We start from the raw sequence: 15538 nt of genomic DNA on the forward strand, positions 1-15538 counted from the left end.
CCCTGCAGAAAAAGGACGAGCGGCAACGCCCGCGAGTTTTTCTCATAAAACAAGGAATTACCGGGTTAGTTTAGTATTGTCTTTTTTAATAATGTGTTTTGAGATATTTTCAAGATAGCGCTTGATTTTTTTCTATCGTCCTTGATTGGATGGCGCCACTGTCTACTTGACAAGGATAAGACCAGTTTAACGAGTCTTTTTACAAAAGCAAAGTTAACTTTGACGGATAGAATGTTGGCATGGTAATATTATTTTGATAATTCAAAATTATTGACGTTATTAAATTATTAAGTTGGAGAATATGAATCGTAAGAAAGGAAAAGCGGTAACGTACAAAAAGGACGTGCTTTTTAATCTCTACGGTTACCAAAAAAGGAGGGAATTATCGCTGTGAAAATTGGGGAAGGGTCGGTCGTGGAGGCACCAATTGATCAGTTGCTGATAGAGAAAATTTCTGATCCGCAAACGATCGAGCAACTGGTTCGCCTGCTCGATAAACTGGAGCATATAACGTTTCTGTTCGACATGGTGGAACATTTTATGCGTCGCGGGCCTGAAATAGCTGATTCGATTAACGAGCTCATCGTTATTTTACGACAAAGTTTGTCCAAGCCCGAATACGCAATGCGCTTTGAGCGTGCCCTTACCGCTGTCCAACAAATGCAGGAATTTCTCGATTCCCCTCAAGTCCAGGAACTGTTCAAATCCGATGTTCTCGACGTGCGCTCGGTGCAAATGGTTGGAAAAGTGTCGCGTTCGATGCTCCAGGCCACTGCAGAAACGGCCCGGACGGGGACGAAACGCGTCGGGCTTATTGGGCTTATGCGGGCATTGAGCGACCCGGAGGTGCAGCCGGCTCTCAATTTTGTTCTTAATTTCGCGCGACATTTATCGAAGGAACTCGGCGATGCATGAATTGTCCATTGCCCACAGTCTGGTTGAATTAGCCGTCGAAGCAGCGGAAAATACGGGGATGAAACGGGTGAAGGCTCTTTACTTAAAACTCGGTGTCTTGTCGGGTGTGGTAAAAGAATCTTTGGAATTTTCCTTCGATGTGGTCATCGAAGGGACACCTCTTGAAGGGGCGAGGCTAGTGATTGAGGACGTTCCTGTACAAGTATTCTGTTCTGATTGCCAGGAAGCGCATGTTTTGCCTGAACCGTTTCCTATGCGGTGTCCTGTGTGCGGGACGAGAACAGGCCAGGTGCTGGAGGGACGCGAGCTGGAACTGTATGCCCTGGAAGGAGGTGAGGAAAATGCAGGAGATGACATTAAATCCCCGGATCGTTGAAATCCGCCAGAACGTTCTTAAGAAAAATGATCTTCTTGCTAGAGAATTGAGGAAGCGTTTTCAAGAAACTGGTGTCTACGTCGTCAACCTGGTTTCGAGTCCGGGAGCAGGAAAAACGACGCTGCTTACGGATATGTTAACCAGACTTGGGGAACGGCATAGTGTGGCAGCGCTGGTCGGTGATTTAGCCACGGAAAACGACGCGGAACGCTTGCGTGAAAGTGGAGCGAAAGTGCGTCAAATTACCACGGGTACAGTTTGTCATCTTGAGGCGAACATGATTGAAAGAACTTTGGCAGAATGGGATTTGGCAAGTATCGATTTTCTCTTTATCGAAAATGTTGGCAATCTCGTATGCCCTTCGAGTTACGACTTGGGAGAAACCCAGCGTGTTGTTCTCTTTTCTGTGACAGAAGGCGAAGACAAGCCAGTGAAATATCCGACCATTGTTAACAGCGCCGATGTGGCAGTTATTACGAAAATCGACTTGGCTGAAGCGGTGGGATTTCAACGGGAACGCTTCTATGAAGCGCTGAACGAGGTGAGGCCTGGTATTCCTATTCATGAAGTTTCTGTGCGAACGGGAGAAGGGGTCGACGAGTGGATAACCCGTTTGGAGGCTGACAAAGCAGCGTTTAAAAAATCGCTCGATTCCCTGTGATCGATCGTCAAATCGCTCGACGATTTGCTAAAAAAACTCGCTCTTTGGAGGTGGGAGAAGTGGCGAATCTTCTTTGGGTGCACGGCGGTGCGTGCAATGGAAACACCCAATCGTTTTTAAATGCTGAAGAACCGACAGTAATTGATTTGGTCACTGATTTCGGTATTAATATTCTGTATCATCATTCTTTGTCGATGGAATTCGGCGATCAAGTGCGTCGTTTGTACGATCAGATCCTGAGTGACGAAATCCCTTTGGACATACTCGTGGTGGAAGGGACGGTTATTCAGGGGCCGAATGGAACCGGACACTACGACATGCTCATGGATCGTCCTAAAAAAGATTGGATTTTGGAATTCTCCCATAAAGCCCAGTACGTTGTCGCTATCGGCGACTGTGCATGCTGGGGAGGGATTCCGGCGACGAAGCCGAATCCGTCTGAATCGATTGGTCTTCAATACTTGAAAGGGGAACGGGGCGGATTTCTCGGAGCCGAGTTCCGTTCGAAGGCAGGACTGCCCGTTATTAATATTCCCGGTTGCCCGGCTCATCCTGACTGGGTGACACAAATTCTTGTTGCCGTTGCTACCGGTCGCGCGGAAGATGTCCTTTTAGATGATTTACAGCGGCCGCAAACGTTCTTTAAGACGTTCACCCAAACCGGCTGTACACGTGTGCAATATTTTGAGTGGAAAGAACCTGTGGAAGAGTTCGGACAAGGCACCCGGAAAGGTTGTTTGTTCTACGAACAAGGTTGCCGTGGCCCGATGACCCATTCACCATGCAACCGTATTCTCTGGAACCGTCAATCTTCAAAAACCCGGGCAGGGATGCCCTGTATCGGTTGTACGGAGCCTCAGTTCCCGTTCTTCGACTTGGCACCCGGTACGGTGTTCAAGACACAAAAAATTCTTGGCTCGATTCCGAAGGAAGTGCCACAAGGCAGCGATCCGTTAAGCTATTCCATTAATGCGGCAATGGCCCGGGCGGTGGCACCGAAGTGGGCGAAAGAAGATATGTTTGTGCCATAAGCATAAATGATTAAAAATGCTCTGCCCTACATGTCTCTTTTTAGGGAAAACCATTCTAAAGGTGGGGTGTAACAGTATGAGTAAGCAAGGAACAAAAACAGTAATAAAAAGCAATAAAACGGAAATCAAAGTCCACTCGCTAGGGCGTGTAGAAGGCGATTTGGATGTTAAAGTGACGATTGAAAATGGAGTTGTTGTTGATGCCTGGACGGAAGCCACGATGTTCCGCGGCTTCGAGATGATTTTAAAGGGAAAAGATCCGCAGGCCGGTCTGATTGTTACCCCCCGGATTTGCGGCATTTGCGGCGGCAGCCATTTAACCAAGGCGGTTTATGCATTGGATACGGCATGGAACACCCAGGTGCCGCCTAACGCTACGCTTATTCGTAACATTGCCCAGGCAGCCGAAACGATCCAGAGCATTCCTCGCTGGTTTTATGCCCTGTTCGCTATCGGGCTTACTCATAAGAACTATGCTTCCTCCAAATTGTATGAGGAAGTGGTTCGTCGCTGGGCGCCATTTGAAGGCGAACACTATGAGATTGGCGTTACCGTTTCGGCCAAACCGGTGGAAATTTATGCAATCTTCGGTGGCCAGTGGCCTCATTCGAGTTTCATGATTCCCGGGGGCGTAATGAGTGCACCGACGCTGTCCGACATTACCCGCTCTATCTCGATTCTGGAATATTATCGCGATAGCTGGTTGGAGAAAATCCTCCTCGGTTCGTCCGTTGAACGGTGGCTCGAAAACAAAACATGGTCGGACGTCCTTGCATGGCTTGATGAAAAACCGGAACACCGTGATTCCGATCTCGGGCTCTTCATCCGCTACAGTATGGAGATTGGCATGGACAAATACGGTGCGGGTCCGGGAAGTTATCTTGCGACAGGAAACTTCTTCCATGAAGAGAAATATCGCTATCCTACCATTGAAGGGCGCAATGCTGCGTTGATTGCCCGCTCCGGCATATTTGACGGGAAGGAATATCACGATTTTGATCAAGCCCGCATACGCGAAGATCACACGTATTCCTTCTATCGCGGTAGCGGTTCTTACCATCCGTTTGAGGGAATAACCGAGCCTATTGATCCGATAGAAGGCCAAAAGGAAGGAAAATATACGTTTGCAAAGGCACCCCGATATGACATTCCGGGGATGGGGGAGACTCCGTTAGAGGTAGGACCGCTGGCTCGCCAAGTGATGGCCGGCCGGCCGAATGCGGAAGAGTGGCAGGATTATGATCCTCTCTTCTTAAATATTATTAATGAAATCGGTCCGAGTTCAATGGTACGGGTGCTGGCACGTTTGCACGAAGCGGCGAAGTACTATTTGCGCATGCGGAAATGGCTGCAGCAGATTGATTTGAATGAGAAATTTTATATCAAGCCAAACGAATTGCCTAAGGGGCGCGGTTTCGGGGCTACGGAAGCAGCTCGCGGCGCTTTGGCCGATTGGATTGAAATTAAAGACGGAAAGATTGAAAACTATCAAGTCGTAACGCCGACGGCCTGGAACATTGGTCCGCGGGATCGTCATGGACAGCGGGGTCCGATTGAGACGGCGATGATTGGCCTGCCCGTCAAAAATTCGCAGGATCCGGTCGAACTGGCCCATATCGCACAAAGTTACGATTCTTGTCTCGTCTGTACTGTTCATGCTTACGATGCCAAAACGAACAAAGAGTTAGCCAAGTATGAGGTTATGAAGATGTAATTTACGCTGGTAGAAGGAGGAATTCGTATGACCGTCATTATTGGATGCGGCAATTTGCTCCGCAGTGACGACGGGGTGGGTCCGATGCTCATCCGCAAATTGTGGGAGCTGGGGGTTCCGCCTGAAGTCCGCCTGGCTGATGGTGGAACCGCCGGAATGGATGTGACTTTTCAAATCGGGGATGCTGAGGAACTGATTCTCGTGGATGCCTGTCAATCGGGGGCAGCGCCAGGCACGATTTTTCAACTTCCTGGAGAAGAGGTAGAAACGCCTCCTCTAAAAGATGTCAACCTCCACGATTTTCGGTGGGAAAATGCCATTGCCATGGGCCGTTGGCTGCTCAAAAGCCGCTTTCCAAAAAAAGTGACGGTCTTCCTCATCGAAGCTGAAAACCTGTCGTACGGGTTTGGCCTGTCTTCTACGGTGGAAGAAGCTTTAGATCGTTTGGCGAACGAGTTGCTTCAGCGCGTGGGAGGGAAAGTAAGTGAAGTTTGAAATTACTTCAACGGGTTATCTTCATATCCCCGCCGAAGAAGCGATGAGGTTCCGTACGGGAACCGCCATCGCTTTAATACGTGGTGAAGAACTGTGGATTATGCCGGTGAGCCATCCAGGGGCAGGAGGATTATTGTTAAAATTACGCAATTCCCGCGGGGATCGAAGCATGTTGGTCGAAGAGTTTCTGCCTGAAGGTGTGCCACCAGGGGAGCGCAGTGCTGTATGGGATGATCAGCTCGGAGCACTTCGCATCCCCCTTTTCTGTTCAAGTACTTCGGCGTAGTTGTAATCATAATTTTTTGGCTTTTCGATGAGAAAAAAGGGGGGAGAATTGTGCTGCAGACGCAACCGCTCGGTGTTTTTCCCGGAGCTGCAAGTTTTTTTCTTTTACCGTCTGCTCCAGAAGGAAATAATGTATTGCCGCTTCTTCTCCGCGGCTATCTTCCCGACATATGGTCGGAGAGTTGGCGTTTTTTTGTTGCGGCAATTCAAGGGGAAAGTGAAGATGTGGTTGTAAGCTTATTGCCGCAAGGGCCGGAAGGGATTTACAACCGATTTATTCTTGAGCCGGAAGAACACATATATGCCTGGGCCAGAGAATTGCTTGAAGGGGATATGGCCCTGCTCTTAGATGCGGTGGCATGGCGTCTTGGCTTGCGCGAAACACCCCCGCCGTATGCTGATGCCGCCGGAGAAGTACGGGCGTTTCTGTTGGCTACCCAGGCGTACGAGGCACTTCACCGGAACGATTGGCCGACTGGGCTTGCGATTCTTTTGGAGGCAGCGAAAACGGTCCGGGAGATTTCCCCTGTTTTTTCTGCCCGACTCTACGCCGAATGGGCGGCGACAAAACAGATGCTTGGCGAGCACGGGCAGGAAACAGTAGGGGGGTATCGCTGCGCCCTGGCTCTTCTGGAGACGTCTTCCTTTCAGGAAGCCCGGGCAGAGCTGTGGTTTCAATTGGGCACAGCCTATCAAACCGGTTCAGAGGGACGGAAGGACTCCCTTTTGGAAGCGGTCAGGTGCTATCATGAAGTGTTGAAAGTGTATCGTAAAGACACTCATCCTGATGGTTATGCGATGGTTCATATGAATTTAGCGCTCGCGTATATTGCCATGCCGTCTTCGGATCGCGGCGCCCATTTGCGCGCTGCGACGGCCATTCAATCACTGCGGGAGGCTCTGCATATTTTTAAAAAAGACACCCATGTTGAGTATTGGACGAGTGCTACAATTAATCTTGCCAATGCCTTACAGCATGTGAAAACATCCCATCCGGAAGAAAACCTCTGGGAAGCTGTAGCGCTTTATGAAGACGCGCTGAGTGTACGACGCCCTGAGGATGATCCGCTGGGTTATGCCCGCGTCCTTGCGAATCAGGGAAATGCCCTTGCCCATCTCGGTGCATTTTCCCGGGCGGTACCTCGGTTAGAAGAGGCGAGCCGACTGTTTCGAACATACGGGGAAAATGATGCGGCCGATTCCGTCAAGTACATATTGGCTGAAATTTCGATAAAGCAGAAGGAAGCGGCATCCTTTTGTTAATGATGGCCGTTGAGCGCTTTAGTGAGCGCATCATCCAGCGCAACGAAGGGGCACAAAACGCGCTGCATCGGCTTCGCGCGAATCCCCAGGGAGAAGGCGTGTGGTTGAATGAATTTGCGGATGCATTTTTTCGGGATGCTCTCCTTGATAACTCTGCCGGTTCGTGCTTGATTCTACAAGCTCTGGCTAATCAGCGCATAAACGACTCTTCTCGTATTTTTGTACCTGTTACCGTTGGGGAGGCGCTGCAGGAGCTGGCGAAGCAAAGCTTCGCCACTTTGTTACAGAATAAAACGGAAGAAGCGCTTGAGCAGACCTTGGCTTTTGGAGGGGATTGATGATGAAAGTTATGCAGGAGGATTTTAATGCGTTGGCGGAACGCGTAGATCGGGAGCTGTCCTCGATTAAGGAACTGCCGGAGGATGCATGCAGGAAGGCAATGGAGTTGAAAAAGGCCATCGAAGCGTTTCATGAACATGGTCTCAGAAAGCTCGTCCGTACGTTCCGTGAAACAGATGCGGGGAAAGAATTGTTGCTTAAGGCGGTGGAAGACCCTGCCGTCTACGCCATGCTCTTCATGCATGGGATCATTAAACAGGACCTGTTTACCCGTGTTGCAGCGGTGCTAGAAGAAGTGCGTCCGTACATGCGCTCTCACGGCGGCGATGTGGAGCTGGTGAAAGTCGAAGGAGAGACTGTGTATGTCCGCCTTCAAGGTGCCTGTTCCGGATGTTCTATGTCCGCTGTGACGTTGAAAAACGGGGTTGAGGAAGCGATCAAAGCGCGTGTCCCGGAAATCGAATATGTCATCATGGCGGGAGATGAAGTGGCTTCCGGCTACCTGCCCATTCATGCGATTGATGATGCGGAAAGCCTCGAACAAAGTGGCTGGAAGCAGGGACCTTCCATCTCGGAACTTGAAGAAGGACGACCGGTTCACTTTGCCCACGAGGAGTGGGATGTTTTGTTGGTGCGTATAGAGGGAAAAGTGATGGCTTTTCGCAATCAGTGTCCCCATATGAGTATGCCTCTCGACAAAGGACTCGTCGACGGTTCTGCTATTACTTGTCCGTGGCACGGTTTCCGTTTCGACTTATCAACCGGAGAGTGCATCACGGCGCCTCACGTGCAGCTCGAACCGTTTCCGGTACGCGTAGAGGACCAGCGGGTATGGATACGATTAAGCTAATCGCTTATCCTCTTGATTGACACAAACTTTTACTTTTCATTACAACATTTAAGGAGGAAACGCGTCCATGTGCTTAGCTATTCCAGGACAAATTGTGGAGCTTCTCGACGGTGATCACCATTACGCTATGGTTGACGTTTCCGGCGTGCGCCGGAAAATCAACATCGGCCTGCTGAAAAATGAAGGAACCCGGCTTGGCGATTGGGTGCTCCTCCATGTCGGATTTGCCATGAGCAAGATTAGCGAAGAACAGGCGGTTGAGCAGCTGAGATTGCTCAGCATGCTAGGTGAATCGGACGAGGCCATACAGGAAGTAATGGGGTATCAATTTGATGAAGAGAAAAAAACGTGAAGAAAATGAGCATTGGAGGTGTGATTATGACGATGAAATACGTTGACGAGTTTCGCGACCCGGAATTAATCCGCAGGACATCGGAAGAGATCCATCGTCTTGTCGATCCTGATTATCATTATCGTTTCATGGAAGTTTGTGGCGGGCATACGTTTTCGATCTTTCGATTTGGGTTGCAGCATCTGCTGCCAGCAAACATCGAACTCGTTCATGGACCGGGATGTCCGGTTTGCGTTCTTCCCATGGGGCGGATGGACGACGGTTTATCCATTGCCCGGCAGCCGAATGTGATTTTCACCGCTTTCGGTGATGTGATGCGGGTTCCCGGTTCACAGGGAACTCCCTTAGAACTCCGGGCCAGAGGAACCGACATCCGTATGATTTACTCTCCCCTGGACGCTTTAAAGATTGCCATGGATCATCCAGAACAGCAAGTGGTGCTGTTCGCCATCGGCTTTGAAACGACGGCCCCGTCGACGGCGCTGACGCTCATGCGCGCCCGCGAGTTAAACGTGCCCAATTTTTACGTGTTTTCCAATCATGTTATGATTTTGCCGGCGATTCGCACGATCCTGGATTCTCCGGATATGCGCATCGACGGGTTTATAGGACCAGGGCATGTCTCGACGGTGATCGGCGCCCATCCTTATGAACTTGTCACGGAACATTATGGAAAACCTGTGGTGATCTCAGGTTTTGAGCCGCTCGATTTACTCCAATCGATCCTTATGCTGGTCAAACAAATGAAGGAAGGCCGTGCGCAAGTGGAAAACCAGTACAGCCGTGTAGTTCCATGGGAAGGAAACATCCCTGCGCTGGAAGTGATGAACGAAGTTTTTGAAGTCCGTCCTTTCTTCGAGTGGAGGGGACTTGGGGTCATCTCCCAATCGGCGCTGAAACTGCGGCCCGAATTCGCCCGGTGGGATGCGGAAGTCCGCTTCCAGATGGAAGGTGTTCGCGTCACCGATCCGAAAGCGGCGCAATGTGGTGAAGTATTAAAAGGGGTGCTTAAACCGCATCAATGCAAATGGTTTGGGAAAGAATGCACACCTGAACATCCTATAGGTGCCCTCATGGTGTCATCGGAAGGGGCGTGCGCCGCATATTACCATCACGTCCACATGCGTCAGGCAATCGGCGAATAGCTCAGGGAGGAAAAAAGATATGAAGACTACCAAGATGAGTTTTACTGATGCCCATATTGAGTTGGCCCATGGAGCCGGTGGGAAAGCCAGCCGACGACTCATCGAGGGGCTATTGGTTCCTTACTTGATGAACGACACGTTGCCGGAGTTGAACGATGCGGCACACATCGATGCTGATGGACGGCGTTTGGCTATTACGGCAGACAGCTATGTTGTCAAGCCGCTCGTCTTTCCGGGCGGGTCCATCGGCGAACTTGCCATAAATGGGACGGTTAACGATTTGGCCATGGGCGGAGCAAAGCCATTGGCGCTGGTGACCACGTTCATATTAGAAGCGGGCCTTTCGACATCTGAGCTGGAACGGGAAGTGGCGGCCATGGCCAGGGCGGCACAGTGTGCCGGGGTGTCCGTGGTGGGGGGCGATACGAAGGTGGTGGAACACGGTAAAGCAGACGGGCTGTTCATCACCACTGCAGGTATTGGTCTTACTGATCAGCGCGTATTCCTTTCGGCCGAACACGTTCGACCCGGCGATCAGGTAATTCTTTCCGGTCCGATCGGAGATCACGGGATCACCGTCCTCCTGGCCAGGGGGGAATTGGATTTGGAAGCCGATCTCACCTCAGATACGCGCCCGCTATGGCCATTCGTTGCTAACCTCATCGACGCTGCGGCGCCAGGGCTGCGCTGGTTACGCGACCCGACGCGGGGCGGCGTGGCTACGGCGTTAAACGAATTGGCAAGAGACGCCAAAGTCGCCGTAGTGCTGGACGAGGAGGCGATTCCGGTACGTCCGGCGGTGCGGGGTACTTGTGAAATTTTAGGCCTGGATCCTCTTCACATTGCCAACGAAGGGCAGTTTCTCGCCATCGTTTCCCCGGAATACGCCGATATGGCGTTAGAAGCGATCCGGGGCATACCGGGCGGAGAGGACGCGCGGCGCATCGGCGAAATTCAAGAAGATCCGAAAAAAGTCGTCCTGGCGCGTTCCCGCTACGGAGGTACGCGGGTCATTGATATGCTTGTAGGCGATCCGCTGCCGCGTATTTGTTAAATGGTCGCTCCGGCTGCCTTGCGCGCATCGGGGAAGCGCGGCCGTCTGTTTCATCATCCGTAAGGACGGGAGGTGCTGAAACGAACCATGCGTACACTTTATGGCACAAAAGGATGCCCTTACACGAAGGAGATGCGGGAATCTTTATTATGGGATGGAGAAGAGTTTACCGAATATGATGTGGAAGAAGACGAAGAAGCGTTAAAACAGCTCATCGCTTTGACGGGCGGACGCACCGTCCCTGTCCTGGTTGAAGACGACCGTGTCGTTCAAGTCGGGTTTTGCGGCCGCGGATGCATTGTCAAGCTGCCTTCTTCCATGGAAGATACATCTTTGTAAAAAGGTAGGTGGTTTATCATGCATATCGCACAGCTCATTCGCGTTCACGGCGTTGTTCAGGGGATCGGTTTTCGCCCCTTTATCTTTCGCCTGGCGAAACGGTGGGAGCTTAGCGGCTGGGTGTGCAACGGGGAAAGCGGCGTGGAGATACATGTGGAAGGGGATGCCTCCGCCATTCAGACGTTTATCGAGGAAGTCACGACACATCCTCCTGCGCTGGCCCGGGTGACCGATCTGGAAATCGAAGATGTGGCCGTGCAGGGGCTTCACGATTTTCGAATCCGTGAAAGCAAGCGGAACGATCGGCCGACGGTGCACATCCCTGCCGATCAGGCCGTGTGTTCGGCTTGTTTGACCGAACTGTTTCATCCTGCAAACCGCCGCTATCTGTATCCTTACATCAATTGCACGGAGTGCGGCCCCCGCTACACCGTGATACAACGCCTGCCGTATGACCGTCCCTATACGACGATGAAATCGTGGCCCATGTGCCCGGCCTGTTCTGCAGAGTATTATGAGCCGACCGACCGCAGGTTCCACGCGCAGCCGACTGCCTGCCCCGAGTGCGGGCCTTATTATCACATGCGATGGCAAGGCGAAGAGATAAATGGAGATGGCAAAGTCATCGAAAAGACCGCCCAGCTTCTTCGTGCAGGGCGCATCGTGGCGATCAAAGGACTTGGCGGATATCATCTGGCATGCGATGCGGAAAACGCTCAGGCGGTGTGGACACTCAGAGATCGGAAGCGTCGCAGGGCGAAACCGTTTGCCCTGATGGTCAAAGACGTGGAGACCGCGCGGATGCTTATTAAGCTATCACCGGAAGAAGAGGCGCTTCTTACGTCTGCGGCTCGTCCTATTGTGCTTGCCCGCTCACACCGCTCGCTTCCGGGCGTGGCACCTGATAACACCGATTGCGGCGTGATGCTCCCGTATACACCGCTCCATCATTTGCTGTTTCATTTCGGTGCGCCGCCTGTGCTTGTAATGACGAGCGCCAATCGCTCCGGTGAACCCATTATCTATAAAGATGAAGACGCTGTGGAAGGGCTTGAAGGACTTGTCGACGCCTGGCTTATCGGTGAGCGGCCCATCGCCCGCCGCGTCGACGATTCCGTCGTCCGCGTGAGCGAATTTGGGTCCACTGTACTCCGCCGGGCGAGGGGATACGCTCCGCTTCCTGTCACTCAATTGCCCGGCGATCGGCCCATTCTTGCTGTCGGCTCTGACCTGAAAAATACTGTCACGTTAGTCGTTAAGGGTCAGGCGATCGTAAGCCAGCATGTGGGAGATTTGACGCAGTACGAGGCGTATGCGGCATTTGAGCAGACCATCTACGATCTTTTGTCGATGTATGATGTCCCGCTGGCAGACACGATCGTGGCGCATGATCTCCATCCCGATCATCGTTCCGCCCAGTTTGCGCGCGGGCTGGAAAACTGCGAGTACGTTGGCATCCAGCATCACCGCGCCCATGTGGCATCCGTGCTGGCGGAACGAAATGCTCTGGACAAACGGGTGATCGGAGTGGCATTTGATGGGACGGGATTTGGCGATGATGGGGCCATCTGGGGCGGGGAACTGTTTGTCGGAAGCGTCGCAGAAGGATTGGAACGGCATGGGCACCTTCGCTATGCCGTGCTTCCGGGCGGTGATGCGGCGGCACGTATACCGCTTCAGGCGCTGGCCGGTTTCTTTGTCGACGTGCCCGAATTGGCGACGGACGTCGGCAGGCGGCTTGCGCTTCCAGAACGGTTTTTCACGACGGTAAAACTCGTGGAAAAAAGACTCCGCACCTTCCCCACAACGTCCGTTGGCCGATTATTCGATGCCGCAGCCGCCCTTTTAGGATTCACCGAATCCATTTCGTTTGAAGGCCAGGCAGCTATATGGCTCGAACATCTCGCTCGCTCTGTCTCTTTGGAGAAGGTGTATCCTTTTCCGTGGGATGAAAAGGAACTTGACTATCGTCCCCTCTTGCAGGCGCTGGCGGAAGATCGTTTGAATGGGCGGGACGCGGCGTCGATTGCCCGTTCGTTTCATAGGAGCATCGCTGAAGGCGTATTTCGAAGCGCCCTCGCTTTAGGAGAAGCCCACGGGATCGATACGGTTGTATTATCCGGCGGTGTATTTCAAAATTCTCTTTTGCTAGCCGATCTGAAGGAGTTGTTCACTGAAAGGGCCATGCATGTATGGATAGGTGAGAGGGTCCCCCCAAACGACGGTGGCATCAGCCTCGGACAGGCGGCGCTGGTGGCGGCGACGTAGAGCGCCCATGAGATGATAGTCCGCTTTTGCGTAGCTGTTGATCACCTGTGGACACGTATACCAGGCATTGTAGAAGCAATGGCACATGCGTCTTCAATAAAGCAGAAGGATTCTGTTTTCACGATTTGCTGAAGAACAGGCTTCGAGAGTAGAGAGGCAGCCGATGTTGTTGTAAAAAATTGCGTATGGGTTCGTGTTTTGGTACTATAGGGGTATAAGACATGTCTTTTCCTCCTCTGGTAAGATTGGTTGTGGTGACATATCTATACCATAGGAAAAGGAAGATGTCTCTTTTTTTATCTGGAAGAAAAATGGGAGCGAATTTACTCATTTATAGTATAATTAAAAGATTTGCAAAATTTTCGTTTAAATATTAGCAAAAGATCAATGTGGCAACGATTCCTCTGAATTTAGATCCAGCTTAAGCTGGATCTTTTTACATAAATAGAGCTATTAGTTCTTAATCAAGGAGGAATTAATCGAAAAAATGTCTCACTTGGTAGCAGAAACGTTACAATCCCCTATTCAAAGCGTTCGAGTGCTCATCCACGAAATGCCAATATAGCATTGGGGGATTGCCGGGGAATCTGTAAAGACAATAAGAGGCCGTACAAGTATAGAAGAAAGGGGAGATAAATAATGTCAGCAGAACCTGCTTTAGAACCTGCCTTCCAAAAAAAGCTCAGGGAGCAACCCTGCGATTGGCAGACAAAGAATGAATATGAAGAAGTTACGCTTAGACAGCAACCTTATCTGCATGGACAGTACCGCAATATCCATGATGAGAGAGACTATACATCTATGATCCTCGTTATACGAGAGTGAACTACCCGCCACCTCCGCTTCGCTTAGAGGTGGGGGCTTCTAAGATGATCGTACCTAACGGTACGAAATTGACTTAGCTATCGAGCCTGTTCCATGCTCTATCTATGATTAGGCTAACAGTCGCAATCCTTCGTTTTTGATATTGATAGAAGCGTTCCAATCCCTGTCTGCAACAAAACCGCATTGACAGGGGAATGTGCGCTCAGAAAGGGATAGGGATTCTTTCACTCGACCGCAACATGAGCAAGTCTTGGACGATGGAAACCACTTATCTATTTTGATAAGCTTTTTTCCCTGCTCCTCTAACTTGTATTGGAGAAATGTCGTAAACATGCCCCAGGCATTATCTGCAACACTTTTGTCAAAGTTGAGGGCTTGTGACATTCCTTACATGTTGAGGTCTTCGACAACCGCGCAGTCATACCGTTTCGCTAATTTGTGCGATTCCTTATGTAGAAAGTCTTTTCGTTGGTTCGCAATCCTTTTATTTATCTAAGACTGATTATATCACAGCATAAGAGAAGGAACAATGTTAGGCTGCGCCTAACCGAAATTCATCTCCCGCTTTCACTGCTGCTGTCGCACCTTCACGTTTAGAAGTGGGAGACTTCTTTCGGAAGAATGTTAAAAAGCTCGGATTGGGAAGGATTCCGTGATCCGAAAAAATTCTGGTATACGACGTATGTGAGTAATCGGAAAAAGCTTGCGGAAGAAGTGGAAAATGGGTTCGAATATACGAAGGAATTAGAGATTATTGAAAATCTTTCCCCTGAATGGGTGAATGCAATGAGAGACTTGTATACCCCACTGCGTCATCTTGAATATGGTGAGAATGTACAAATGCAGCACGTGATTCGCTATGCGATGGGCAGCACAATCGAACAATGTGCAACGTTCAAGGCGTATGATAAAACCGGGCGGGCCCAGTGGATTTTATTATGGGCCATGAACATGTAGGAACATCACGGTGATTTTCTAAGCTATGGCAAAGAAATACTGATGCAGGATGCTGCCTATCAGCCACTGCGTAAGTATGTGGAAGAAATCCTCATCACAGAAGACTGGGCCGAAGTGCTGATCGCTGAGAACTTGACGCTCGATTATGGGAATTGGCCTGGAGATTATCTCTGGGGATTAATTTTAAGCGATCCAAGAGAAACGCCGGAAGAGACGATGAGCAATGCAGAAATTATCGGGGAATGGGTAAACAAGTGGTACCCGAAGGCATACGAAGCGTTTTCTTCCTTGTCTCCGATATTTGAAAAGCATAGCCTCCCCATCGATCTTTCAGCTTCTCTCAAAAAAATCGAAGAGGAAATTGTGATTCTGACTTTCAAAAAGTACAATGTGACATTTAAAATTCATGAATTGATTTAAATGGGATAAGGAAGAAGCAAATGGAAACGAAGCAGGCGTACGTGGGATGGATTTGGATACCAGTGGCGGGGAAGTCGTAGAGGCAATCATTGAAGCGATTAAACAGGATAACGAAATTTTTTGAAATCGATATTCCGGATCTCGAAGAAACAAGGGCGTATTCTATGGCTAATCCATATTCAGATTGAAATTGAAATTGAAAGGTTACATCATTTATAATTGATTGAACATTTAAAATTATCGGCCTTA

At 50.4% G+C, this 15538-nt stretch carries 17 protein-coding genes and 2 pseudogenes; 18 read left to right on the forward strand and 1 reads right to left on the reverse strand.

All coding sequences use genetic code 11. From position 1 onward, the window contains the following. The first annotated feature begins 390 nt into the window (after window positions 1-390). The 17 genes from H525_RS0116915 (at window position 391) to H525_RS0116990 (ending at window position 13912) form a co-directional block, all read left to right on the forward strand. Window positions 391-915, forward strand: coding sequence for a helical membrane plugin domain-containing protein (locus H525_RS0116915; protein ID WP_245590509.1), 525 nt, complete (start codon window positions 391-393; stop codon window positions 913-915). Continuing rightward, the gene (gene hypA, locus H525_RS0116920; protein WP_027417148.1) at window positions 908-1291 is read left to right on the forward strand and encodes a hydrogenase maturation nickel metallochaperone HypA; all 384 of its coding nucleotides are present in this window, start codon (window positions 908-910) and stop codon (window positions 1289-1291) included. Before H525_RS0116915 ends, hypA begins: the two co-directional genes overlap by 8 nt. Continuing rightward, window positions 1257-1952 (forward strand): hydrogenase nickel incorporation protein HypB, encoded by a 696-nt coding sequence (hypB, locus tag H525_RS0116925; RefSeq protein WP_245590510.1) that lies wholly within the window; start codon window positions 1257-1259, stop codon window positions 1950-1952. Before hypA ends, hypB begins: the two co-directional genes overlap by 35 nt. Before the next feature lie 59 nt (window positions 1953-2011). Further along, the gene (locus H525_RS0116930; RefSeq protein WP_027417150.1) at window positions 2012-2983 is read left to right on the forward strand and encodes an NADH-quinone oxidoreductase subunit B family protein; all 972 of its coding nucleotides are present in this window, start codon (window positions 2012-2014) and stop codon (window positions 2981-2983) included. A 76-nt stretch (window positions 2984-3059) separates the two neighbouring features. Then, complete coding sequence (locus H525_RS0116935) at window positions 3060-4697, forward strand: nickel-dependent hydrogenase large subunit (RefSeq protein ID WP_035101763.1); 1638 nt, start codon at window positions 3060-3062, stop codon at window positions 4695-4697. Window positions 4698-4724: 27 nt separating this feature from the next. Further along, the gene (locus H525_RS0116940) at window positions 4725-5192 is read left to right on the forward strand and encodes a hydrogenase maturation protease (RefSeq protein WP_027417152.1); all 468 of its coding nucleotides are present in this window, start codon (window positions 4725-4727) and stop codon (window positions 5190-5192) included. Continuing rightward, a complete protein-coding gene (locus H525_RS0116945) occupies window positions 5182-5478 on the forward strand; it encodes a hypothetical protein (RefSeq protein ID WP_027417153.1) in 297 nt (98 codons plus the stop codon). Before H525_RS0116940 ends, H525_RS0116945 begins: the two co-directional genes overlap by 11 nt. Before the next feature lie 50 nt (window positions 5479-5528). Continuing rightward, window positions 5529-6740 (forward strand): tetratricopeptide repeat protein, encoded by a 1212-nt coding sequence (locus H525_RS0116950; protein ID WP_245590511.1) that lies wholly within the window; start codon window positions 5529-5531, stop codon window positions 6738-6740. Beyond that, window positions 6740-7078: a hypothetical protein gene (locus H525_RS0116955; RefSeq protein ID WP_051331140.1), complete on the forward strand. Its 339-nt coding sequence runs from the start codon at window positions 6740-6742 to the stop codon at window positions 7076-7078. The genes H525_RS0116950 and H525_RS0116955 overlap by 1 nt, the downstream gene beginning before the upstream one ends. Further along, a complete protein-coding gene (locus H525_RS0116960) occupies window positions 7078-7929 on the forward strand; it encodes a NifU family protein (protein WP_245590512.1) in 852 nt (283 codons plus the stop codon). Before H525_RS0116955 ends, H525_RS0116960 begins: the two co-directional genes overlap by 1 nt. Window positions 7930-7996: 67 nt before the next feature. Continuing rightward, entirely contained in the window at window positions 7997-8281 is a 285-nt protein-coding gene (locus H525_RS0116965; protein WP_027417157.1) for a HypC/HybG/HupF family hydrogenase formation chaperone, read from the forward strand. A gap of 5 nt (window positions 8282-8286) precedes the next feature. Further along, window positions 8287-9426 (forward strand): hydrogenase formation protein HypD, encoded by a 1140-nt coding sequence (gene hypD / locus H525_RS0116970; RefSeq protein ID WP_245590521.1) that lies wholly within the window; start codon window positions 8287-8289, stop codon window positions 9424-9426. 19 nt (window positions 9427-9445) lie between these two features. Further along, on the forward strand, window positions 9446-10480 hold the full coding sequence (gene hypE / locus H525_RS0116975; RefSeq protein WP_051331124.1) for a hydrogenase expression/formation protein HypE: 1035 nt from the start codon (window positions 9446-9448) through the stop codon (window positions 10478-10480). Between the two features lie 87 nt (window positions 10481-10567). Beyond that, complete coding sequence (locus H525_RS0116980; protein ID WP_027417160.1) at window positions 10568-10819, forward strand: glutaredoxin family protein; 252 nt, start codon at window positions 10568-10570, stop codon at window positions 10817-10819. Window positions 10820-10837: 18 nt separating this feature from the next. Next, window positions 10838-13087, forward strand: a complete 2250-nt coding sequence (hypF, locus tag H525_RS0116985) for a carbamoyltransferase HypF (protein WP_027417161.1) — start codon at window positions 10838-10840, stop codon at window positions 13085-13087. Between the two features lie 478 nt (window positions 13088-13565). Further along, window positions 13566-13652 carry a tautomerase family protein gene (locus H525_RS26610; protein WP_281172642.1) on the forward strand — a complete coding sequence of 29 codons (87 nt, stop codon included), beginning with the start codon at window positions 13566-13568 and terminating at the stop codon, window positions 13650-13652. A 74-nt stretch (window positions 13653-13726) separates the two neighbouring features. Further along, a complete protein-coding gene (locus H525_RS0116990) occupies window positions 13727-13912 on the forward strand; it encodes a hypothetical protein (protein WP_027417162.1) in 186 nt (61 codons plus the stop codon). A gap of 108 nt (window positions 13913-14020) precedes the next feature. Here H525_RS0116990 and H525_RS26615 read toward each other — a convergent pair. Beyond that, window positions 14021-14392: pseudogene (locus H525_RS26615) on the reverse strand (RNA-guided endonuclease InsQ/TnpB family protein); the annotation flags it as partial. Between the two features lie 141 nt (window positions 14393-14533). Between H525_RS26615 and H525_RS26620 the strand changes: the two are divergent. Continuing rightward, a pseudogene (locus H525_RS26620) lies at window positions 14534-15289 on the forward strand (ferritin family protein). Window positions 15290-15538: the final 249 nt, after the last annotated feature.

Origin of the sequence: Aneurinibacillus terranovensis DSM 18919, assembly GCF_000430625.1 — a bacterium.
In the GTDB taxonomy this organism is placed as follows: Bacteria; Bacillota; Bacilli; order Aneurinibacillales; family Aneurinibacillaceae; genus Aneurinibacillus_B; species Aneurinibacillus_B terranovensis.

Bases quoted from the DNA above. Each gene is read 5' to 3' on its own strand.
- hypA (WP_027417148.1), top strand. From the start codon at position 908: ATGCATGAATTGTCCATTGCCCACAGTCTGGTTGAATTAGCCGTCGAA.
- hypB (WP_245590510.1), top strand. From the start codon at position 1,257: ATGCAGGAGATGACATTAAATCCCCGGATCGTTGAAATCCGCCAGAAC.
- H525_RS0116935 (WP_035101763.1), top strand. From the start codon at position 3,060: ATGAGTAAGCAAGGAACAAAAACAGTAATAAAAAGCAATAAAACGGAA.
- H525_RS0116940 (WP_027417152.1), top strand. From the start codon at position 4,725: ATGACCGTCATTATTGGATGCGGCAATTTGCTCCGCAGTGACGACGGG.
- H525_RS0116955 (WP_051331140.1), top strand. From the start codon at position 6,740: ATGATGGCCGTTGAGCGCTTTAGTGAGCGCATCATCCAGCGCAACGAA.
- H525_RS0116960 (WP_245590512.1), top strand. From the start codon at position 7,078: ATGATGAAAGTTATGCAGGAGGATTTTAATGCGTTGGCGGAACGCGTA.
- H525_RS0116965 (WP_027417157.1), top strand. From the start codon at position 7,997: ATGTGCTTAGCTATTCCAGGACAAATTGTGGAGCTTCTCGACGGTGAT.
- hypD (WP_245590521.1), top strand. From the start codon at position 8,287: ATGAGCATTGGAGGTGTGATTATGACGATGAAATACGTTGACGAGTTT.
- hypE (WP_051331124.1), top strand. From the start codon at position 9,446: ATGAAGACTACCAAGATGAGTTTTACTGATGCCCATATTGAGTTGGCC.
- H525_RS0116980 (WP_027417160.1), top strand. From the start codon at position 10,568: ATGCGTACACTTTATGGCACAAAAGGATGCCCTTACACGAAGGAGATG.
- hypF (WP_027417161.1), top strand. From the start codon at position 10,838: ATGCATATCGCACAGCTCATTCGCGTTCACGGCGTTGTTCAGGGGATC.
- H525_RS0116990 (WP_027417162.1), top strand. From the start codon at position 13,727: ATGTCAGCAGAACCTGCTTTAGAACCTGCCTTCCAAAAAAAGCTCAGG.